Source organism: Pseudomonas sp. P4_C1 (assembly GCF_056402155.1).
In genome coordinates this window covers 1-21,824 of sequence record NZ_JBFUHY010000038.1, presented here as the reverse complement: position 1 = coordinate 21,824, position 21,824 = coordinate 1, and the positions used below count along the sequence as shown (strand labels likewise).

Genomic DNA, 21,824 nt, shown 5'->3' with positions numbered 1-21,824 from the left:
AAGGCCCTATAGCAACAGACCGACTTGAGTGCGCTTTGGCAGTCTGCTCACCACCAATTGGTGGGAACGCTGCAGCAATCCCTGCAGTTCTTCGCTACCGAGCGGGTAGGGCGTCTCCATGATGATCCACTGGGCGCGCGCCAGATAAGGCGCCGGATGAATCCCCGGACGGTCGCAATGGCCGAGAAACAGATCCTTGTCGACCTTGAAGGCCAGGGAATCACCCCGCAGGCCCTGCAACGCGAACATCTTGTTCCCGGCAATCGAAAACACCCGTACGCCTCCCCATTTATAGTCTTCCCGCGCTCCCGGCAGGGCGAGGCAAAACTTCGCGACATCCTCTTCGCTCATCCGTCCGGCTTTCATAACAATCGTTCCCCACAGGCATTGAAGGATTCGACCAGATGGTCAATCCAGGCGCGTACCGCCGGCATCACCCCGCGTCGATGAGGATAGACCGCTTGCAGCCACCCACCGGGCAACGACCACTCGGGAAGCAGCTGCACCAGCGAGCCGTTCTCCAGTTCCTGCTCGCAATACATCATGGGCAGCAACGTAAAACCCAGGCCTGAAAGCGTGCTGGCCTTGCGCACGATAAAGTCATCGATGCCCAGTCGGGCCTCGAGCGCGAGTTCAAAACTTTTGCCTTTTTGATCCAGCAGGCGGATGTGCACCAGACGGTCGGCTTCCAGGGCGCCGAGCACCGGCAGGTTTTTCAGATCCTCGGGATGGTTGATCTCACGGCCAACGAGGAAACCGGGGCTGGCGACCATCAGCATCTGCGCCTGACGCAGGCGACGGGTGACCAGCAGCGGGTCTTCGTCGCCCAGCTCGCGCACACGCAGGGCCACGTCAATGCCTTCGTTCACCAGATCGACCCGCCGGTTGAGCAGCATGATCTCCAGCTGGACTTGCGGAAACCGTTCCAGAAAGTCGCTGATCACCCCCGGCAATATTTCGTGGGCCAGCCCGACCGGGCAGGACACCCGCAAACGCCCGCGGGGCTCGCTGGACATGCTGGCAACAGCCTCGTCGGCCATTTCCGCCTCCAGCAGCATCGCCTGGCAATGCCTGAGGTAGCGCTCGCCCACCGCGGTCAGTTTCAGTTGTCGGGTGGTGCGTTGCAGCAATCGCGCGCCAAGGCGTTCTTCCAGTTCGGCGATGCGCCGTGACAATCGGGACTTGGGAATGCCGAGCACACGCCCGGCTGCCGCGAAACCACCGGCTTCCACGACTTTGGCGAAGTAATACAGGTCGTTGAGGTCTTGCATGATGTGAGCCTGATTGTTCTATCTGTGAGACGAACTATCGCATTATTGCCGTCTAATCAGCTATTGGTTTCGTCTGTAGGATTAGTTCCATCAGATCGCCCTTGTGGGCGATCCTCACCTGGAGATCCCACATGAAACTGCTGCATATCGATTCGAGCATCCTGGGCGACAATTCGGCTTCCCGTCAGTTGAGCGGCGAAGTCGTCAAAGCCTGGCAAGCCGCCGAGCCTACTGCTGTTGTGACTTACCGCGACCTGGCGGCCGACGCGCTCAGCCACTTTTCCGCCACCACCCTGGTCGCTGCAGGCACCACCGCTGAGCTGCGCAACGCTGCACAACAGCACGAAGCCGAACTGAGCGCCTCGACCCTGGCCGAATTCCTGGCTGCCGATGCCGTGGTGATTGCCGCACCGATGTACAACTTCACCATCCCGACTCAACTGAAGGCCTGGATCGACCGCATCGCGGTAGCCGGCCAGACCTTCCGTTACACCGAAGCCGGCCCTGAAGGCCTGTGCGGCGGCAAGAAAGTGGTGATCGTCTCGACTTCAGGCGGCATGCACGCCGGTCAGGCAACCGGTGTTGCCCACGAAGAGTATTTGAAGTTGCTGTTCGGTTTCATTGGCATCACCGACATCGAAATCGTCCGCGCCGAAGGCCTGGCTTACGGTGACGACGTGYGCAACAAAGCCATGAGCGACGCTCACACGCAGATCAGCGAGCAGTTGTTCGCCGCAGCGTAAGGCTTGCGTAAAAGTAAGCAACCGTTCAGGTAAAGCCCCAAAAAACTCTGTAGTCTGGTTACGCAAGTACCAGCTACGGAGTTTTTTGTTTCTGGTCGTTTCAGATTGTGGCCCGACTTATGCAGTCGATGGCTTAGGTCTCAAGTCCGGTAACAGGTGGGGCATCCCATGGTGCGTCTTTGTGCAACTTTGCTGATTTGCCTGCTCAGCAGCCTGAATACAGTGCACGCCGCGCCTGCGCCGCATCCTCACTGGAGCGTCGGCTTCCATGAGATGACTTTTCTCGACCCACTGGACCTGCAGCCGATGCGCGCCATCGCCTTCTATCCGTCCAGTGATTGGGAGCACACCAGCAAGCTCGAGGGTTACACCGTCGAAGCCGGGGAGGACACCAAAATCGCCATTGGCCGGTTCCCGATGCTGATGCTGTCCCACGGTAACACCGGCACTCCACTGGCCTTGCACGATCTCGCCACGTCGCTGGCGCGAAAAGGTTTTGTCGTGGTGGCAGTGATTCACCCCGGCGACAACTCCAGGGATCACAGTCGTCTCGGTACTTTGAGTAACCTGTACGGCCGGCCGATCCAGATTTCCGAAGCCATTACCGCCACCTTGGGCGACCGTATGCTGTCGCCGTTCGTCAATGCCGATCAAGTGGGGGTCATCGGTTACTCGGCCGGTGGCGAGACCGCATTGATTCTGTCCGGTGCCACCCCGGATCTGGATCGCCTGCGGCGTTACTGCCAGGAGCGGCCGGATGACCGCGATGCCTGCAACACCCAGGGTGAACTGATTGTCGACCGCGACGACCTGCAACCGGTGGCCGATCCTCGCGTTCACGCCTTGATGCTGATGGCGCCGTTGAGCCTGAAATTCGGCCGCCACACTCTGGCCGACGTGCATGTGCCGGTACTGCTTTACAGCGGCGATGGCGACAAACTGGTGGCCTTTGACAAGAACGCCGCGGCGTTGGCGCGCAAACTGCCGACGGCGCCTGACTTCAAGCTACTGGCCGGGGCAGGGCACTTCGTCTTCATGGCGCCGTGCAATGACGAGCAGATCGTGATCATGCCCGCGCTGTGCACCGATGCGGATGGCGTCGATCGGCAAGACATACACCGCAATCTGATTTCCGAGGCTGGAAGTTTCTTCTCGCGCACCCTGGGTCGGGAAACCCGGGCCGGGATGCAGACTGCCGATCAATAGGTGAAGTGAGTTACTTGTTAGCCAAGGCTGTTTCCAGAGTCTGAACTCTGGCATTCAATTCACGGACCGATTCAATCAGCGGAGCGACGAGTTTCTGATAATCCACTTGCAGGCGATCGTTGTCAGTGCGCACCAACTGTGGGTAAACTTTCTGGACGTCCTGGGCAATCAGGCCTATGTCAGCTTTGTCATTTTGTTTCCAGTTGAATGTTACACCGCGAAGTTTAAGAAGGTTCTCCGTCGGGCTTTCCAGGCGCTGGATATTGGTTTTCAGTTTTTCATCGCTGAATGGACAGCATTCGCTGCCAATATCGCCAAGGTCCCAGCATTTACCGTTGTGGCAAATCTGTTGTTGGGCGGTATTTTCCGCCTGTGCAGTGGTGTAAAGGGAAAGCATCAGAGTGGGTGCCAGAAGGGCTAGAGGCAGAATGCGCATTATTTGTTCCTTTATTAGTTATCGGGGCGACCTCGTTGGATTTTGTCAAAATTAATAGTTATAACAATAATGGCACTGTGCATTAAGTTAAACTGGATATTGCCTTCTGTATGTATTTTGAAATGTTTTAACAAGCCGTAACTATTCTAGATTGGTTTTAACTTGCAATGCCGACGGCTCGGCGCGATAGCAGCAATGTCAGGCCCAACCCTGTCACTGACAGCAATGCCGCGAAAAAGAAAATCCATGGATAGCCAAGATTCAACGCCACCGCTCCCATCAGCGGGCCGGCAATTGCCAATGCCAGGTCGAAAAACACGGCATAGGCACTCAAACCCGCACCCCGACTGGAATTAGGCACCTGTTTGATCGCCTCGACACCCAGCGCCGGGTACACCAGCGAAAGGCCGAATCCGGTCAGCCCTGCACCGATCAATGCATACCTGGTCGAAGGGGCCAGCCACAGCAAAACCAGGCCAACCGTTTCGATGCACATGCAGGCAATGGCTGAAGTGAATCCACCAAAGCGGTTGATGCTGGAAATGAACAGCAGGCGCGACAGAATGAAACACACGCCGAACACAGTCAGGCAGTATGCCGCCCCCGTCCACCCGCGATTGACGTAATACAAGGTAATAAAGGTCGTCAGGGTGCCATAGCCGATGGAAGCCAGGCTCAGACTCGCGCCAAACGGCGCAATGCGCCCGAACACCGCCCGGAACGGCAGACGTTCACCGCGTACCACCGGCACCGAGGGTTTGTTGCGAATCAGCAGCAGTGCGGCCAAGGCGAGCAGCGACAGGGCAATGCCGAGGCTGGCGAAACCCAGCTGCTGAACCATCACCACGCCCAGGGGCGCACCAATGGCAATGGCGCCATAGGACGCGATGCCGTTCCAGGAGATCGACCGGGCGGTGTGTTCAGCGCCTACCTGACCCATGCACCAACTGATGGTGCCTACGCCGATCAGTCCCTGAGCGATGCCGAGTAACAGGCGGCCAACGAGCAGGATTAGAAGGCTGAGCAGCGGCAAGCTTTGCAACAACACCGACAGCCAGGTCAGCACGCCGCTTAATACAATCCCCGACAGGCCATAAATGATTGCGCGCTTGGTGCCTACGCTGTCGGACATTCGCCCGGCCATGGGCCGGCTGAGCAGGGTGGCGAGGTATTGCGAGCCGATGGTCAGCCCGGCCACGATGGCGCTGAACCCGAGCTGCTCGTGGACGTAACCCGGCAGTACCGCAATCGGCAAACCGATACAGAGGAAGGCGATGAAGGTATAGAAGACGATGGAGACGATCTGCAGGGTGATCGCCATGGAGCTTTGCGGAGACACTTGCTGCACAGACATGAGGGCTCGTTCGCGGGCGGCGGTTGGGAGAGCTGCATCATGGCGCGGCGTTGGGATAAAAGAAAGCAGGCTAACTACTTTTGCCGTGACATTATCGCTGTTCCTCATGGCCTCATCGCGAGCAAGTCGGATCGCGATAATTTATGCACCTACAAGAAACCTTGGCCCGGAATGCAAAAAGCCCCGTCACCAGGACAGGGCTTTTCACTTGAAGCTTGCAACTAAAGGCTTGTGGCTGCCCTTAGAACACCACACCCTGGCTGCGCAGGTAATCGTCGTAGGTGCCGCTGAAGTCGGTTACGCCGTTAGGGCTCAACTCGATGATGCGGGTGGCCAGGGACGATACGAACTCACGGTCGTGGCTGACGAAGATCAGCGTGCCCGGATAGTTCTCCAGCGCCAGGTTCAGCGACTCGATGGATTCCATGTCCAGGTGGTTGGTCGGTTCGTCCATCACCAGCACGTTCGGCTTTTGCAGGATCAGCTTGCCGAACAGCATACGACCTTGTTCACCACCGGAAATCACCTTGACCGACTTGAGGATCTCGTCGTTGGAAAACAGCATCCGGCCCAGGGTGCCGCGAATGATCTGCTCGCCCTGGGTCCACTGGCCCATCCAGTCGAACAGGCTGACGTCGTCTTCGAAGTCGTGGGCGTGGTCCTGGGCGTAGTAGCCCAGCTCCGCGCTTTCGGTCCATTTCACGGAACCGGCGTCCGGTGTCAGCTCACCCATCAGGGTGCGCAGCAGGGTGGTCTTGCCGATACCGTTCGGGCCGATGATCGCCACGCGTTCGCCGGCTTCGACGGTGAAGCTGAAGTTCTTGAACAGGGTCTTGCCGTCGAAGCCCTTGGACATCTGCTCGATGGTCACGGCCTGGCGGTGCAGCTTTTTGGTTTGCTCGAAGCGGATGAACGGGCTGACGCGGCTCGATGGCTTGACTTCGGCCAGCTGGATCTTGTCGATCTGCTTGGCGCGGGAGGTGGCCTGCTTGGCTTTCGAGGCGTTGGCCGAGAAGCGGCTGACGAAGGTCTGCAGTTCGGAGATCTGCGCTTTCTTCTTGGCGTTGTCCGACAGCAGTTGCTCACGGGACTGGGTCGCCGCGGTCATGTACTCGTCGTAGTTGCCCGGGAACAGGCGCAACTCACCGTAGTCCAGGTCGGCCATGTGGGTGCAGACGCTGTTAAGGAAGTGACGGTCGTGGGAAATGATGATCATGGTGCTGTTACGCGCCTTGAGGATCGTTTCCAGCCAGCGGATGGTGTTGATGTCCAGGTGGTTGGTCGGTTCGTCGAGCAACAGCACTTCCGGATCAGAGAACAGTGCCTGGGCCAGCAACACCCGCAGTTTCCAGCCCGGAGCCACTTCGGACATCGGACCGAAATGCTGTTCCAGAGGAATACCCAGGCCCAGCAGCAGTTCGCCGGCACGGGATTCGGCGGTGTAGCCGTCCATTTCGGCGAACTCGGTTTCCAGCTCGGCCACGGCCATGCCGTCTTCTTCGCTCATTTCCGGCAGCGAGTAAATGCGGTCGCGCTCGGCCTTGACCTTCCACAGCTCTTCGTGACCCATGATCACGGTGTCGATCACGGTGAATTCTTCGTAGGCGAACTGGTCCTGGCGCAATTTACCCAGGCGCACGTTCGGTTCCAGCATGACCTGGCCGCCGGACGGCTCGAGGTCATTGCCGAGAATCTTCATGAAGGTCGACTTGCCGCAACCGTTGGCGCCGATCAGACCGTAACGGTTGCCACCGTTGAACTTGACCGAAACGTTTTCGAAGAGCGGCTTGGCGCCGAACTGCATCGTGATGTTAGCTGTAGAAATCAAAGGTTTTTCCTGCGAAGCATTCAGAGTAGCCAGGGTTGCGGCAGTACCGCGCTTGACCCGAATCAAAGTGCGCTGAAAGCGGGTTTTCCCGTCATCAGCGAAGAGGCACGTAAAGTTTGGCGGCAATTGTACTGGTCTGGCTCTTTAAACGATAGGGCGTTGAGATCACTGCAACGCTTTGGCGGATTTTGCGGACACATTTTCGCAGTTGCAGGTTAACTATTGGTTACAAACTGTGGCTAAAATGCCATCCAACAGCCGGAAACCGACCATCGGCAAGGCTCGATTGTACTAAGGGGCCGCTGTTTCGTAATCAGTCGCTGCACAAGACCCGGGAGGGCGCTGTTTGTTTATTTCCAACCTGTGACGATTTCCGTGAAACTCATCATTGCCGTTATCTACGTTGTCTCCATTGCGTATGTCCACCTGCGCGGTCAGGTGCGCCACAAGCTGGGTCGCCAGTTGAGTGATCACTCGACGTTTCTGGCGCCGATCAATTGCTTTCTTTATCTGTTTTCGAAAACCCCCAACAAGCCTTATCTCGACCCGGCCGACTTTCCCGACCTGAGCCCGCTGCRGGCGCATTGGGAAGAAATCCGTGCCGAAGGCCGGAACTTGCTTCACGCCGGCGAGATCAAGCGTTCGAATCAATACGATGACGTCGGTTTCAACTCGTTTTTCAAGACCGGCTGGAAGCGCTTCTATCTCAAGTGGTATGGCGACAGCCACCCGTCGGCCATGAAACTCTGCCCGCGCACCACTGAGCTGGTGCAGGGCATTGGCTCGATCAAGGCGGCGATGTTCGCCGAGCTGCCCCCGGGCTCCAGACTGGTGCGCCATCGCGATCCGTACGCCGGTTCGTACCGTTATCACCTCGGACTGGACACACCCAACGCTGAAGGTTGCTACATCAATGTCGATGGCCAGCACTACCATTGGCGCGATGGCGAAGCGGTGATGTTCGATGAGACCTACATTCATTACGCAGAGAACACCACGGCGCACAATCGCATCATCTTGTTTTGCGACGTCGAGCGGCCGATGAAGTATCGCTGGGCAGCGGCATTCAATCGCTGGTTCAGCCGCACTGTCATGTCGGCGGCAGGTGCGCCGAACGAGGACGGAGACAGGACGGGCGGGCTTAACCTTCTGTTCAGCAAGATCTACAAGCTTCGCCTGCGCGGCAAGGAGCTGAAAAGGCGCAACCGCAAGCTTTACTACCTCGAAAAGTGGTCGATCCTTGCCGGGCTGCTGGTGGTCTTTATTCTGATTTGAAGGGTGTATTCGGGCGGCGTTCCGACGATGAGGCCGGAACATCCAGCCTGTTACATCTTGCCGGGGAGGTTTTTGTTAACAAAACCGAACCCCGGGCGTAGCGTGGTATCGAAGTCCTTATCCGCGCGACGTAGAGAGGCACCCCATGAACCGATACGTGTTTGGCGCCATTGTGCTGGTCTTGAGTGGCGTATTGGGCCCACTGGCCCGGGCCGATGCCTCTGTTTCGTGGCAATTGGCCCAGAACCTGCCGGGCCGTACCAACAACAATCCTTACAGCAGTCCGATTAACCGGGCCAACCCCAACAGCATGCAAGGCACTCAACCCGGCGCCCCGGCCATACGCGGACCCAATACCGTGCCGGTCCCGCGCTCGCCGACGCTGGACAACGGTGGCATCGGTAATCGCTATCCCGACCGGACCGCTCCCGCCAGCCCACCGAAATTCATTCCCAATCCTGCCCCGCGAGACACCGGCACCGACAACCGATGAGTGGCAGGCGTCACCTCTGCCCGTTACTTTTCACGAAACCTCATGTTCATCGGAAAAGGAATCCTGCATGTTGCGCAAAAACCTATTGGCAGCCCTCTGTGCCAGCGTATTGATCAGCGCTGCTGTTCCTGTGCTTGCCGCGCCCGCCCAGACGATGAAAAGCGAAGAAGGCACCCTCGAGGTCACCCCCGTCGTGACGGGGCTGGAGCACCCATGGGCCCTGGCATTCCTGCCGGATCGTAAAGGCATGCTGGTGACCGAACGGCCCGGCAACCTGCGACTGGTGACCGCCGACGGCAAGCTGTCAGCACCGCTCAATGGCGTGCCGACGGTCTGGGCCAAGGGGCAGGGCGGCTTGCTCGACGTGGCGTTGTCACCGGATTTCAAGCAGGACCGGACGGTCTATCTGTCCTATGCCGAAGGGGGTGGTGAGGATAACAAGGCCGGTACTGCGGTGGGGCGCGGCCGGCTCTCCGACGATATGACGGCGCTCAAGGATTTCCACGTGATCCTGCGTCAGGAACCCAAACTCTCGGTGGGCTACCATTTCGGCTCGCGGCTGGTGTTCGATCGCGACGGCTACCTGTTCGTGACCCTGGGGGAAAACAACGACCGCCCGACCGCCCAGGACCTCGACAAACTGCAGGGCAAAGTGGTGCGGATCTACCCGGACGGCACGGTGCCAAAGGACAACCCCTTTGTCGGCCAAGCCAACGTGCGCCCGGAGATCTGGTCCTACGGGCAGCGCAATCCGCAAGGCGCGGCGCTCAACCCGTGGAACGGCACGCTGTGGGAAAACGAACACGGCCCCCGGGGTGGCGATGAAATCAACATCATCGAGCGTGGCAAGAATTACGGCTGGCCGCTGGCGACCCATGGCATCAACTACTCCGGTCAACCGATTCCCGAAGCCAGGGGGGATACCGTCGAAGGCACCGTTGCCCCGAACCATGTCTGGGAAAAATCCCCGGGCCTGAGTGGCATGGCGTTCTACGATGCCGACCGTTTCAAGGCCTGGCAGCGCAACGTGTTTATCGGCGCGTTGGTCAGCCAGGAACTGATCCGCCTGGAGTTCGATGGCGACAAGGTCGTGCACGAGGAGCGCTTGCTCGGGGAGTTGAAAAAACGCATTCGCGATGTGCGGCAGGGGCCGGATGGCTATTTGTATGTGTTGACCGATGAGGAGAACGGTGGCGTTTACAAAGTCGGGTTGAAGCTGCCGGCTGACTAAAGACCTCTACAAAAACTTGCCATTGACTTGCCATCAGCACCCGGCTAATTTCGAGCCATGACTTCCACTGTATTGCGCTGCCAGCCAAGCATTATTACCGCCATTCCTCATTTGGCGGGCTAGCTCACGGCTGCAGTACCCAACCCGCCCTCGAGGCGGGTTTTTACTTTCTGTCTCCCGGGCCCCGATCAACGTCAGGAGACGACAATGAGTTTTACAACCGATCAGCAAGCCCTGCTTGAACGCTACGTCAAAAAGATCCTTGCCGCGCCGGTGTATGAACTGGCGGTGCGCACGCCGTTGCAAGCGGCGCCGGCCTTGTCTGAAGCCTTGGGCAACCAGGTCCTGCTCAAGCGCGAAGACTTGCAACCGACCTTTTCCTTCAAGATCCGCGGCGCCTACAACAAGCTGGTGCAGCTGAGCGAAGCGCAAAAGGCTCGCGGCGTGGTCACGGCTTCTGCAGGCAATCATGCGCAGGGCGTGGCGCTGGCGGCACGGGAGTTGGGGATCGACGCCACCATCGTCATGCCCTGTACGACGCCGCAATTGAAGGTCATCGGGGTGCGCAGTCGCGGCGCCGATGCGGTATTGCACGGCGAAAGTTTTCCGTTTGCCCTGGCCTATGCGCTGGACCTGGCCCGGGAAACCGGTCGCACCTTTGTTTCGCCTTTCGACGACCCGCAAGTGATCGCCGGCCAAGGCACGGTGGCCATGGAAATCCTGCGCCAGCATCAAGGGCCGCTGGATGCGATCTTCGTGCCGGTGGGTGGCGGGGGGCTGATCGCGGGCATCGCCGCTTACGTCAAATACTTGCGACCGCAGGTGCGCATCATCGGCGTCGAGTCGGAGCATTCCGCGTGCCTGCAAGCTGCGTTGCTGGCCGGTGAGCGAGTTATCCTGCCCAGCGTCGGCACCTTCGCCGACGGGGTGGCGGTGGCGCAGATCGGCGCTTACGGGTTTGAGGTTTGCCGGTTTTGCGTCGATGAGGTGGTGACGGTCAGCAACGATGAGCTTTGCGCCGCGATCAAGAATATCTACGACGATACCCGCTCGATCACCGAACCTTCCGGTGCGCTGGCGGTGGCCGGAATCAAGAAGTACGTGGCACAGAGCGGCGCTCGTGGTCAGACCCTGGTCGCCATCGACTCGGGTGCCAACATCAATTTCGACAGCCTGGGGCATGTGGCCGAGCGAGCTGCGTTGAGTGGCGCTCCGGCATGACGCGAGGGCAGGCCGATAGCGGATGACCGGTTATTCCTGAACGGCTTTCTCGACCTTGTTCGATGCCGACCAGATTCGGTAGCGCACTTCGATGTCCTTGGGTACGTACAGTACGAGCGGCAGTTTGCTGTTGTAACGCAGCAGGAAGCCGTCACCGACCACCGGTACAAAATCCTGTTTGCGCGTGCCGTCCGGGCAGGCCATCAGCGTGCTCATCGGGCCAATGACTTTTTCCAGGCGATAGAACGGGTAGCCCCAGCCCTCGAGGTTCTTCTCCTCGAGAATGCCGCCCAGACGCGGGTTATTGCAGTCGACTGTCATCATCTTGCCGGCCAGGATCTCGACCTGGAAGTCGTTTTCCCGGGGCTGTGGCGCGAGGTGGATCACCTGGCGGGTAAACCCGCTTTCGGCCTTCGGATAGGGCGCGGTGTCTTCGAGTTTGGCGGCGTGTGCCAGGCCCGTCAGTCCGAGAGCGAATAGCCCGAGTGTCGCGTGTGTAGTCAAAGAACTCATGGTTGCCTCCTTGCTTGAAGTGAAGGTCGGCATTCTCACTGCCGTGTGCAGTGAAGGCAAACCCGTGGCGCCCAGCATGCAGATTGCAGGGTTACAAGGTGTGTTTATTGCGAACTGCATGGCAGGCTTTACAGGTGACTTGCCTGAACCCATGAATTGCCGATGAACTGCACAGCGAAATCCGGAGCATGATTTATGCTGTAGCTGTCCTTGAAGCTTGCCGGGATTCCATATGAGCGAGCATTGACCGTCATTGGCAGTCTCACATAGGAGGGAGTCGCCATGTTTCTTTCTGCCTTGGAAATTCGCAACATCATCGAAAGCAGTTTTCTACCCAAGCGCTGCCAGTGCACGCTGTCACCGGATCTGTCCATGACCGTCAAGGTCTATGCCGACGGTCAAACCGATCATCTGGATCTATTGGTCACCGGCATCGATGCCTCCGGGCTCAATGGTTGTCGGGAAATAAACGAGTTGATTGCCCAACTGCGCTCCAGACAGCATCACGTAGACGTCGAGCCACACTCGATGCTGGGCAAAGCGCTCTAGCTTGCTGTTTCGAGTTCCACGGACACGCGCCGGGTCTGGAAGAACGCCAGGCCCAGCGCCAGTTCAACGGCAACCGCCAGCAAATCAGACTTTTCGGTCAGCCCTGGTTCTCGCAGGCGTCGGAAAGTTTACGGTAAGTAATCTCTGCGGGTTTTCCCCTGTCATCGATGTACTTCATCTGGGCATCTACCACTTTGCACTCAAGGGTGTCCGGCTCGGTCAGTGAAATCACTTTGCTGACATGCAATGGCATGCCGTAGTGATAGGGCACGGCTTGAGAGTCAGTGGTGTCATTGGCCTGAGCCAGGCCGGCAAACGCAGCGCAGGCGAAGGCGGTGGCAACCAGCAGGGTACGAGTGTTCATCAGCGATCTCCGGTGCGGACGGAAAGTCAGTTCGATGTGTGGCTTGTCGAACTTGCCGCACTGGGCGTCAGAACAGTCTGAGGGCGTGCGGTCCAGTGAAGTGTCGGATCGCACGGTTAAACGAGGGTTAACCCGGCTAAACGCCGCCTGTTGCGGATGCGCGATCCTGTGTATCAGTTAAGACCATCGGGCGCCTGATGGAAAGTCATCGCGAGCAGGCTCGCTCCCACAGTGCCAAAGGGTGGACACAAATGCTGTGGACGACCCGGAACCCTGTGGGAGCGAGCTTGCTCGCGATGAGGACATCAGTGTCAGTGCAACTCCAACTGCTGCCGATAAGGCAAATCCGGCCCAGTCTTGCTGCACGTCAACGCCGCCGCCTGCACCGCGAACTTCAGCATGCGGTCGATCTGCTCGCGGCCAAGTTGCTTCACACCGTCCACCGAATCCAGCTGCTGTTCGGTCAGCCAGGTAATCAGCGCCGCCTGAAAGGTATCGCCCGCGCCTACGGTGTCGGCGATTTTTACCGAACGGGCGGGAGCCGACCACGAGCCATGAGCCCGGCTGAACACGCTGGCGCCTTCGCCACCCCGGGTCAGGAACACCAGCTGACAGCGGTGTTGCAACCAGCCTTCGATTACCCGCGCCGGATCCTGGTCGGGATACAGCAGATGCAGGTCCTCGTCGCTGACCTTGATCAGGTCAGCCAGCTCCACCAGCGTCGCGATCCGCGCACGCCACAGGTCAATGTCCGGCTGCGGATTCAGGCGCACGTTCGGATCGAGGCTGATCAGGCGCTTGCCACTTTCCCGGCGCACCAGGGCCAATAGCGTGTCGGCAATCGGCTGCACCACCAGGGAAAACGAGCCGATATGCAGGCCGCGCACTTCAGGCCCGAGCGCCGGCAGGTGCTCCGGTTGCAATTGTCGATCCGCGCAGCCTTCGCCACGGAAGCTGTACTGCGGCGAGCCATTGGCCCCGACCGCGACCATCGCCAGGGTGGTCGGCGCGGCGAAGTCCAGCAGGTAGTCCTGGCGCACGCCTTCATCTTGCAACACTTGCAGCAGGCGCCGGCCCAGGTAGTCGGTGGACAACCCGGCCAACAGCGCCGCGTCCACGCCCAAGCGGCGCAAGCCCACCGCCACATTGAACGGCGAACCACCGGCAATGGCTTTGAAATTCACTTTGGAAGCCAGACCGCTGGCGTCGTTTTCACTGAAAAAATCGAACAGCGCTTCGCCACACACCAGGTACATAGTTGTTCACTCTTCAAAGGGTTGCGACATGCTGTTGATAGCGTTCATAAGCCTGCTGACAGGCTTGTACATTGTCGGCGACCGGCAGGGTTTCACTGGCCGGGTCGAGTTTCACGCAGCGCTCGCACAAGTCCGCCAGGCTGTCTTCGTGCCCGTTCGCCCGGGATACGCACCAGGCCGCCTGAATCGCCGCACCGAGGGCTGCGGCCTCGCTTTGTTCGGTGCAGATCACCGGTGTATTCATGATGTCGGCGACGATTTGCCGCCAGACCGCACTTTTCGAACCACCGCCGATCAGCCTTATGCTGCGGCTTTGTAAGCCATTGCGGCGTAGCAGGTCCAGTCCGTAACGCAAACCGAACGTCGTGCCTTCGACCACTGCGCGGCACAGATTGGCCCGGGTCAGATTGGTCATGGTCAGGCCCGACAGGCTGCCGCTGGCATGGGGCAGGGCAGGCACCCGCTCACCGTTGAAAAACGGCAGCATGCTCACACCTTCGGCACCGATCGGCGCCTGGGCAACGAGCTCGTTGAACTGATCGATGTCGAGGTCCAGCAGGTCACGAATCAGGCCGGTGGCATTGGTCAGGTTCATGGTGCAGATCAAAGGCAGCCAGCCACCGCTTGAAGAACAGAACGTGGCAACCGCCGCTTGCGGGGCGACGTTCGGTTGATCGGCATAGGCGTACACCGTACCCGACGAACCGAGGCTCATGGTGATCGCCCCGGGCTGGATGTTGCCGGTGCCAATGGCGCCCATCATGTTGTCGCCGCCACCACTGGACACCAGTGCCCGCGGGTTGATGCCCAGCTGTTCGGCAATGCCCGGCAGTATCGTACCGACCGCCTGGTGGGCATCGATCAACTCCGGCAGGGCGGCTTGCAGGCGTCCGCTCGGGTCGATGTCACGCAACAATTGCAAATCCCACTGGCGCGTACGCACATTGAAATACCCGGTGCCCGAGGCATCACCGTACTCGCTGCAACTGCGGCCGGTGAGCCAGTGGTTGAGGTAGTCGTGGGGCAGCAGGATACGGGCGATGCGGGAAAACACCTCGGGATGCTGCTCTTTGGTCCATAGCAGTTTGGACAGGGTGTAGCCCGGCGCGATGACCACGCCGAGGCGTTCCAGCGAACCCTTTTCGCCACCCAGGTGCGCCAGCAGGCGGTCATTTTCCGGGGTGGTTTCGGTGTCGCACCAGAGCTTGGCCGCGCGCAATACCTTGCCCTGATCGTCGAGCAGCACCAGACCATGTTGCTGGCCGGACACACCAATGCCGAGGATCGACTGGCCATCGACCCTGGCCGCGAGCAAGGCGTGGCGGGTGGCGGTGGTGAAGGCTTCCAGCCACTGCCGGGTGTCCTGTTCACGACGGCCATTGGCGCCGCTGATCATCGTGTGGGCRGACGCTCCCTGACCGAGTACTTCACCACTTGCCGCGTCGAGGATGATGGCTTTGGTGCCCTGAGTGCCGCAGTCGATGCCGAGGAAGAGTTGTCGGGTTGTCATGCAGGATCCTTGGATCGTCAGGTGGATATCGTTGAGCATTCAGCATCTCTGCTGACGGTCAGGCCGCTATCGCGGGCAAGCCCGCTCCCACAGGGTTTATCTGCGAACACATTATTTGTGAACAACAGTGACCAAACTGTGGGAGCGGGCTTGCCCGCGATAGCGGCAGCAGATTCACCGCAGGGCCTACGCCAAAACTCGTTCCAATGTCCGTGACACCCCCACATCCCGCAAACTGTTGCAACACCACTCGAACGCCGCGACAAACTCCGCCGAGCGGGGAATCGCCGTACCAAAAATCTCCTCGACCGCCAACAAACGCTGGGTAATCAACACATGATCGGCCACCAGCGTCTGGCAGAACGCTGCGCGCGGGTCCGGTATCGAATAGGTCTCGCCATGCTCATCCACGCCCTTGAGGTACAACGCCCACGCCGCCACCACCAACGCTGCGCGCCGGGTCTCTCGGCCATCGGCGATCAAGCGATTGATGGTTGGCACGGTGAATTTCGGAAACTTCGACGAGCCGTCCGAACACACCCGTTCAAGCTGATCGGCAATCGCCTGATTGGAGAAACGAGCGACCAGCGTGTCTTTGTACTCGGTCAGGTTGATTCCCGGCACTGCAGGCAGTTGCGGAGTCACGTCCAGATCCATGTAGGCGCGCACGTAGCGCACGAACAGCGGATCGTTCATGGTCTCATGGACGAAGCGGTAACCCTTCAGGAATCCCAGGTACGTCAGCGCCAGATGACTGCCGTTGAGCAGCTTGATCTTCATTTCTTCGTAGGGCGTGACGTCGTCGGTGAACTGCACGCCAACCTTTTCCCAGGCCGGGCGACCGTTGACGAACTTGTCTTCCAGCACCCATTGCACAAAGGGTTCGCAAACCACTGGCCAGGCATCGTCCAGCCCATGCTGGTCGGCCAGCTGCAGGCGGTGCCGGGAACTGGTCATCGGCGTGATGCGGTCGACCATGGCGTTGGGGAAACTGACGTTGTCATCGATCCAGTCGCGCAGTTCGCCGTCGTGCAAGGCGGCGAAGGTCAGCAGGGCCTTACGGGTGACAGCGCCGTTGTGCGGCAGGTTATCGCAGGACATCAGGGTGAAGGCCGGCGTGCCGGCGGCGCGACGCCTGGCCAGTGCGGCACAGAGGAAACCGAACACGGTTTTCGGCGCCTCCGGGTGCGCCAGGTCATGCTGGATCTGCGGCAAGTGCGCCATGAATTCGCCGGTGCTGTCGTCGATGCAGTAACCGCCTTCGGTGATGGTCAGCGAGACGATGCGGATCTCGGGACTGGTCAGTTTGTCGATCAACGCCTGGGCATCGTCCTCGGCCAGCAGCATGTCGCGAATTGCCCCGATCACCCGCACCTCGGTGTCGTCGTTATCACCAAGCTCGAACAAGGTAAACAGGTAGTCCTGCTCCTTGAGATCGTCACGGGCGCGGCGGTCCTCGGCGCGCAGGCCGACACCACAGATTGCCCAGTCCAGCGCTTCTCCGGTGTTCATCAGTGCATCGGTGTAAAACGCCTGGTGGGCGCGATGGAATCCACCCACGCCGATGTGCGCGATGCCTTGGCGGGTATCGCCCAACGCGTAGGCGGGCAGTACCACTTCAGGCGCGAGGCGGTTGAGGTTCAGTTTGTTCAGTTTCATCGCAGGCTCTCTGAAATCAGGCAGCAACGCGCAGGGGGCGGGTCAGAGCCACGCCGTCGGCATCGAATAAATGGCAGTGTTGCGCATCCAGGTGCAGGCTCAGGGTTTCGCCATAACGGCTGGCCAGATCGCCGCGAACACGCATGGTCAGGGCTTCGCCGGACGAGGTCAGGACGTGGCAGAAGGTGTCGCTGCCCAGGCGTTCGCTGACATCGGCGGTGACCTGCAAGGTGCAGTCGCCGGGTTTGGCCAGTTCCAGATGCTCGGGGCGGATGCCCAGCGTCACCGCACTCCCGACGTTCAGTTGCCTGCCGCCCAAGGGCAGGTTGATGCGGGTTCCGGCGTCCAGTTGCACTTCGCAGCCCTGACTGTCGGTGCGGGTGACCTTGCCCTTGAGGAAGCCCATCTTCGGCGTGCCCAGGAAACCGGCGACGAACAGGTTGGCCGGCTGGTGATAGAGGTCCAGCGGCGAGCCGACTTGCTCGATCTTGCCGCCATTGAGTACGACCACTTTGTCGGCCATGGTCATCGCTTCGACCTGATCGTGAGTCACGTAGATCATCGTGGCTTGCAGTTCTTTGTGCAGGCGCAACAGCTCCAGGCGCATCTGCACCCGCAGGGCGGCGTCGAGATTGGAGAGCGGTTCGTCGAACAGGAAGATTTTCGGGTTGCGTACGATAGCCCGGCCAATCGCCACGCGCTGGCGCTGGCCACCGGACAGTTGCTTGGGCTTGCGCTCCAGCATCGGCCCCAGTTCGAGGATGCGCGCCGCTTCGCCGACCTTCTTCTCCACTTCGGCTTTTGCCACGCCGGCCAGGTCGAGGGCGAACGACATGTTCTTGCGCACGCTCATGTGCGGGTACAGGGCGTAGGTCTGGAACACCATCGCCAGGTCGCGCTTGGCCGGGCTCACTTCGGTGATGTCGCGGCCATCGAGTTCGATGGTGCCGCCGCTGACTTCTTCCAGCCCTGCGATCAGTCGCAGCAACGTGGATTTGCCGCAGCCCGACGGGCCGACGAAGACCACGAATTCCTTGTCGTTCACTTCCAGGTCAATGCCCTTGATGATGGAAAAGCCTTCGAAGCCTTTTTGCAGATTCTTGATTTTCAGGTTGGCCATGGTGATGGGCCTCCGCGTGTTTTTATTCAGATTGAACCGGGTGGGCTTTTCTGTAGGAGCGAGCCTGCTCGCGATGAACTTTCAGGCGACGCATTCTTCCAGTCAGCCAGCGTTATCGTTCACGCCCATCGCGAGCAGGCTCGCTCCTACAGGGATTCATTTCACGGCGCCGAACGACAGGCCGCGTACCAGTTGTTTCTGGCTGATCCAGCCGAAGATCAGGATCGGCGCGCAGGCCAGGGTCGAGACGGCCGACAACTTGGCCCAGAACAGCCCTTCGGGGCTTGAGTACGAGGCAATCAACGCGGTCAGCGGTGCGGCCTTCGACGAGGTCAGGTTCAGCGACCAGAAGGCCTCGTTCCAGCACAGGATCAGCGACAGCAACACCGTGGACGCCAGGCCGCCCTTGGCGATGGGCAGCAACACCCGGAGCATTTCCTGCGCCAGCGTTGCGCCATCCAGGCGCGCGGCTTCGAGGATGTCCTTGGGGATGTCCTTGAAGTAGGTGTAAACCATCCAGACCACGATCGGCAGGTTGATCAGCGTGTAGATCACGATCAGCGCAATGCGCGTATCGAGCAGACCGAAACTCTTGGCCAGCAGATAGATCGGCATCAGCACGCCCACCGGCGGCAGCATCTTGGTCGAGAGCATCCACAGCAGCGTGCCTCTGGTGCGCTGGGTTTCGTAGAACGCCATGGAGTAGGCCGCCGGCACCGCGATGAGCAGGCACAGGGCCGTGGCGCTGAAGGAGATCACCACCGAGTTCCAGGCGAAACTGAAGTAATCGCTGCGTTCGTTGATGTGCAGGTAATTCTCCAGCGTCGGCATGAAGATGAACTGCGGCGGCGTGGCGAAGGCATCGATTTCGGTTTTGAAACTGGTCAGCACCATCCAGAAGATCGGAAAGAAAATCAGGATCGCGATAGCCCAGGCCAACGTACCGAGCAGCAGGCTTTGCAGGCGACGGGATTGTTGAAGAGTCATGGCAGGCCTCAGGCTTTGTCGGTCAGGTTTTTGCCGATCATTCGCACCAGAATGATCGCGGCGATGTTGGCGATGAGCACGGCGATCAAACCGCCCGCCGAGGCCATGCCGACGTCGAACTGCACCAGCGCCTGGTTGTAGATCAGGTAGGCGAGGTTGGTCGAGGCATAGCCGGGGCCGCCGTTGGTGGTGGTGAAGATTTCGGCGAACACCGAGAGCAGGAAGATGGTTTCGATCATCACCACCACCGCAATCGGCCGCGCCAGGTGTGGCAATGTCAGGTGCCAGAAAATCGCGATCGGCCCGGCACCGTCCAGGCGCGCGGCTTCTTTCTGTTCCTGGTCGAGGGACTGCATGGCGGTCATCAGGATCAGGATCGCGAACGGCAGCCATTGCCACGAGACAATGATGATGATCGACAGCAGCGGGTAGTGCGCCAGCCAGTCCACCGGTTGTGCACCAAACAGCTTCCAGACGTAGGCGAGAATCCCCGACACCGGGTGGAAAATCAGGTTCTTCCAGATCAGCGCGCCCACCGTGGGCATGATGAAAAACGGCGAGATCAGCATCACCCGCACGATGCCGCGACCGAAAAACTCACTGGCCTCAAGCAAAGCACTGATCAGCACACCGAACACCACACTGATCAGCAGCACGCTGCCCACCAGCAACAGCGTGTTGCTGGCGCCGGGCAGGAAGCCCGAATCGGTGAGGAAATAAGTGAAGTTTTCCAGCCCGACGAACGCGTTCTCGCCGGGATTGAGCAAGTTGTAGCGGATGGTCGAGAAGTAGAGGGTCATGCCCAGGGGTACGATCATCCACAGCAGCAGCAACGCCACCGAAGGGCTGACCAGAAACCAGCCGGGATTGGTCACGCGGCTTTTGCGCTGGGGTTGGACAATGTCCATGTGAGCTTTGGCAGTTGAAATATTCATGGCGTTAAACCGATTCATTCAGACCTATGAAGATCCAATGTGGGAGCGAGCTTGCTCGCGATAGCAATCTGTCAGCCGACATCACTGTTGAATGTCATGGCCTCATCGCGAGCAAGCTCGCTCCCACAAGGAACAGGGGCAGGCTACTGCCGGTTACTTGGGATAACCCGCGCGCTTCATTTCGCGTTCGGTGGTTTGTTGGGCCGCCGCCAATGCCTGGTCGACCGTGGTCTGGCCGATCAGCGCCGCAGAGAAGGACTTGCCGACCTGGGTACCAATGCCCTGGAACTCGGGAATGGTCACCAACTGAATCCCGATGTAAGGCACCGGCCTGGCGCCCGGCTTGCTCGGGTCCGCGGCCTTGAGCGACTCCAGCGTGACCTTGGCGAACGGCGCCGCGTTCATGTATGCCTCGCTGTAGGTCGAAGCCCGGGTGCCCGGCGGTACGTTGGCGATGCCGTCCTTTTCCGCGACCAGTGCGCTGTACTCCTTGGAGGTGGCCCAGGCGCTGAAGGTTTTCGCCGCGTCCTTGGCTTTAGAGCTGGTGGGAATGGCCAGCGCCCAGGAGTACAGCCAGGCCGAGCCCTTGTCAGTGACTTGATGCGGCGCATAGGTGAAACCGACGTGATCGGTGACCTTGCTCTGGGCCTTGTCGGTGACGAACGAGCCGGCGACGCTGGCATCGACCCAGATCGCGCATTTGCCGCTGTTGAACAACGCCAGGTTTTCATTGAAACCATTGCTCGAGGCGCCCGGCGGGCCGGATTTCTTCATGGTGTCGACGTAGAAGTTCAGCGCGTTTTTCCACTCGGGGCTGTTGAATTCCGGCTGCCACTGTTCATCGAACCAGCGAGCGCCATAGGCGTTGGCGACAGTGCTGATCAGCGCCATGTTCTCGCCCCAGCCGGCCTTGCCGCGCAGGCAAATGCCGTATTGTTCCTGCTCGGGTTTGTTCAGTTTGGCGGCGAATTCACCGATCTGCTCCCAGGTCGGGTGCTCGGGCATGCCAAGGCCGGCGCCCTTGAACAGGTCGGTGCGGTAGTAGGTGATCGAGCTTTCGGCGTAGAACGGCAGGGCATACAGCGAGCCTTTGACCGACAGGCCTTCGCGCACCGAGGGGAACACATCGTCGAGGGCGTAGCTGGCCGGCAAATCCTTCATCGGCTCCAGCCAGCCCTTGGCGCCCCAGAGTGCGGCTTCGTACATGCCGATGGTCAGCACGTCGAACTGCCCGCCCTGGGTGGCGATGTCGGTGGTCAGGCGCTGGCGCAGGACGTTTTCTTCGAGCACCACCCAATTGAGCTTGATGTCCGGATGGTCGGCCTCGAAGGTTTTCGAGAGCTTTTGCATGCGGATCATGTCGCTGTTGTTGACGGTGGCGATGGTGAGGGTCTGGGCGCCAAGGCTGACGCTGCTGAGGGTCATGCAGGTGAGGGCAAGCAGAGCTTTTACCGAGGGTTGCATCGTGCACTCCTTTTCTGCACCCGGTGGGTTACAGAAGGACAGTTATTGTTTTTGTGTCTTCCTGCGCAGGGAAGAATGTGCACTGATTACATCCTTCAATCGAGGGCGAGACAAATCATCCATCGCACTTTGATCGATACTATTTTGCACTGGAGTTTAGGGCGGTAGACACAGGGAAGGGCTTTTCAGCGGTGGGGCAGTATTGAAAGCGTACAGGTTTCAGGGCCTGGCAGAGTACCTGTGGGAGCGGGCTTGCCCTAATGCCGATCAGTTAACGCTTCGAACACCGCAACTCCTGTGGGAGCGAGCTTGCTCCGGGCGGCGTTCCGACGATGACGATCGCATAGCCAACACCTGCATTGCCTGACAGTCCGCTATCGCGAGCAAGCTCGCTCCCACAGGTTTTGCG

The 21,824-nt window shown here is 59.6% G+C and carries 21 protein-coding genes; 7 read left to right on the top strand and 14 right to left on the bottom strand.

Annotated features, from left to right (window positions below; translation table 11 throughout):
* Positions 1 to 6: 6 nt before the first annotated feature.
* Together AC1DU9_RS19245 and AC1DU9_RS19240 are read right to left on the bottom strand one after the other, a co-directional pair.
* On the bottom strand, positions 7 to 366 hold the full coding sequence (locus AC1DU9_RS19245; RefSeq protein ID WP_108217507.1) for an MmcQ/YjbR family DNA-binding protein: 360 nt from the start codon (positions 364 to 366) through the stop codon (positions 7 to 9).
* Positions 363 to 1,271 (bottom strand): LysR substrate-binding domain-containing protein, encoded by a 909-nt coding sequence (locus AC1DU9_RS19240; protein ID WP_223458149.1) that lies wholly within the window; start codon positions 1,269 to 1,271, stop codon positions 363 to 365. Before AC1DU9_RS19240 ends, AC1DU9_RS19245 begins: the two co-directional genes overlap by 4 nt.
* 131 nt (positions 1,272 to 1,402) lie before the next feature.
* Here AC1DU9_RS19240 and AC1DU9_RS19235 point away from each other — a divergent pair, with 131 nt between their 5' ends.
* A complete protein-coding gene (locus AC1DU9_RS19235) occupies positions 1,403 to 2,014 on the top strand; it encodes an FMN-dependent NADH-azoreductase (RefSeq protein ID WP_477810633.1) in 612 nt (203 codons plus the stop codon).
* A gap of 168 nt (positions 2,015 to 2,182) precedes the next feature.
* Entirely contained in the window at positions 2,183 to 3,220 is a 1,038-nt protein-coding gene (locus AC1DU9_RS19230; protein ID WP_223458145.1) for an alpha/beta hydrolase family protein, read from the top strand.
* Between the two features lie 10 nt (positions 3,221 to 3,230).
* On the opposite strand, the gene AC1DU9_RS19225 is transcribed toward AC1DU9_RS19230, so the two are convergent.
* The 3 genes from AC1DU9_RS19225 to AC1DU9_RS19215 form a co-directional block, all read right to left on the bottom strand.
* The gene (locus tag AC1DU9_RS19225) at positions 3,231 to 3,656 is read right to left on the bottom strand and encodes a tail fiber domain-containing protein (protein ID WP_223458142.1); all 426 of its coding nucleotides are present in this window, start codon (positions 3,654 to 3,656) and stop codon (positions 3,231 to 3,233) included.
* 157 nt (positions 3,657 to 3,813) lie between these two features.
* Complete coding sequence (locus AC1DU9_RS19220) at positions 3,814 to 5,010, bottom strand: MFS transporter (protein ID WP_223458140.1); 1,197 nt, start codon at positions 5,008 to 5,010, stop codon at positions 3,814 to 3,816.
* 241 nt (positions 5,011 to 5,251) lie between these two features.
* Positions 5,252 to 6,838 carry an ABC-F family ATPase gene (locus tag AC1DU9_RS19215; protein ID WP_477810632.1) on the bottom strand — a complete coding sequence of 529 codons (1,587 nt, stop codon included), beginning with the start codon at positions 6,836 to 6,838 and terminating at the stop codon, positions 5,252 to 5,254.
* Positions 6,839 to 7,213: 375 nt separating this feature from the next.
* Between AC1DU9_RS19215 and lpxO the strand changes: the two genes are divergently transcribed.
* The 4 genes from lpxO to ilvA all read left to right on the top strand — a co-directional run bounded on the left by lpxO (position 7,214) and on the right by ilvA (position 11,058).
* Positions 7,214 to 8,113 carry a lipid A hydroxylase LpxO gene (lpxO, locus tag AC1DU9_RS19210; RefSeq protein WP_477810631.1) on the top strand — a complete coding sequence of 300 codons (900 nt, stop codon included), beginning with the start codon at positions 7,214 to 7,216 and terminating at the stop codon, positions 8,111 to 8,113.
* 145 nt (positions 8,114 to 8,258) lie between these two features.
* Positions 8,259 to 8,606 (top strand): hypothetical protein, encoded by a 348-nt coding sequence (locus AC1DU9_RS19205; RefSeq protein ID WP_223458134.1) that lies wholly within the window; start codon positions 8,259 to 8,261, stop codon positions 8,604 to 8,606.
* Between the two features lie 67 nt (positions 8,607 to 8,673).
* Positions 8,674 to 9,837 (top strand): PQQ-dependent sugar dehydrogenase, encoded by a 1,164-nt coding sequence (locus AC1DU9_RS19200; RefSeq protein WP_477810630.1) that lies wholly within the window; start codon positions 8,674 to 8,676, stop codon positions 9,835 to 9,837.
* Positions 9,838 to 10,044: 207 nt separating this feature from the next.
* Positions 10,045 to 11,058 carry a threonine ammonia-lyase, biosynthetic gene (gene ilvA, locus AC1DU9_RS19195; protein WP_223458130.1) on the top strand — a complete coding sequence of 338 codons (1,014 nt, stop codon included), beginning with the start codon at positions 10,045 to 10,047 and terminating at the stop codon, positions 11,056 to 11,058.
* Positions 11,059 to 11,088: 30 nt separating this feature from the next.
* Here the strand turns inward: ilvA and eco are convergent, their stop codons facing one another.
* Positions 11,089 to 11,571 carry a serine protease inhibitor ecotin gene (gene eco / locus AC1DU9_RS19190; RefSeq protein ID WP_223458127.1) on the bottom strand — a complete coding sequence of 161 codons (483 nt, stop codon included), beginning with the start codon at positions 11,569 to 11,571 and terminating at the stop codon, positions 11,089 to 11,091.
* A gap of 282 nt (positions 11,572 to 11,853) precedes the next feature.
* Here eco and AC1DU9_RS19185 point away from each other — a divergent pair, with 282 nt between their 5' ends.
* A complete protein-coding gene (locus AC1DU9_RS19185; RefSeq protein WP_223458125.1) occupies positions 11,854 to 12,120 on the top strand; it encodes a DUF1652 domain-containing protein in 267 nt (88 codons plus the stop codon).
* Between the two features lie 97 nt (positions 12,121 to 12,217).
* On the opposite strand, the gene AC1DU9_RS19180 is transcribed toward AC1DU9_RS19185, so the two are convergent.
* The 8 genes from AC1DU9_RS19180 to AC1DU9_RS19145 form a co-directional block, all read right to left on the bottom strand.
* Positions 12,218 to 12,484, bottom strand: coding sequence for a DUF2790 domain-containing protein (locus AC1DU9_RS19180; protein WP_477810629.1), 267 nt, complete (start codon positions 12,482 to 12,484; stop codon positions 12,218 to 12,220).
* A 311-nt stretch (positions 12,485 to 12,795) separates the two neighbouring features.
* Entirely contained in the window at positions 12,796 to 13,740 is a 945-nt protein-coding gene (locus AC1DU9_RS19175) for a carbohydrate kinase family protein (RefSeq protein WP_477810628.1), read from the bottom strand.
* Positions 13,741 to 13,753: 13 nt separating this feature from the next.
* Complete coding sequence (xylB, locus tag AC1DU9_RS19170) at positions 13,754 to 15,250, bottom strand: xylulokinase (RefSeq protein ID WP_477810627.1); 1,497 nt, start codon at positions 15,248 to 15,250, stop codon at positions 13,754 to 13,756.
* A 186-nt stretch (positions 15,251 to 15,436) separates the two neighbouring features.
* Complete coding sequence (locus AC1DU9_RS19165; RefSeq protein WP_477810626.1) at positions 15,437 to 16,909, bottom strand: mannitol dehydrogenase family protein; 1,473 nt, start codon at positions 16,907 to 16,909, stop codon at positions 15,437 to 15,439.
* Positions 16,910 to 16,925: 16 nt separating this feature from the next.
* Complete coding sequence (locus AC1DU9_RS19160; protein WP_477810625.1) at positions 16,926 to 18,029, bottom strand: ABC transporter ATP-binding protein; 1,104 nt, start codon at positions 18,027 to 18,029, stop codon at positions 16,926 to 16,928.
* Between the two features lie 156 nt (positions 18,030 to 18,185).
* Positions 18,186 to 19,016 carry a carbohydrate ABC transporter permease gene (locus tag AC1DU9_RS19155; protein WP_223458113.1) on the bottom strand — a complete coding sequence of 277 codons (831 nt, stop codon included), beginning with the start codon at positions 19,014 to 19,016 and terminating at the stop codon, positions 18,186 to 18,188.
* Positions 19,017 to 19,024: 8 nt separating this feature from the next.
* A complete protein-coding gene (locus AC1DU9_RS19150; protein WP_477810643.1) occupies positions 19,025 to 19,924 on the bottom strand; it encodes a carbohydrate ABC transporter permease in 900 nt (299 codons plus the stop codon).
* A 180-nt stretch (positions 19,925 to 20,104) separates the two neighbouring features.
* Positions 20,105 to 21,415, bottom strand: a complete 1,311-nt coding sequence (locus AC1DU9_RS19145) for an ABC transporter substrate-binding protein (RefSeq protein ID WP_477810624.1) — start codon at positions 21,413 to 21,415, stop codon at positions 20,105 to 20,107.
* Between the last annotated feature and the right edge of the window lie 409 nt (positions 21,416 to 21,824).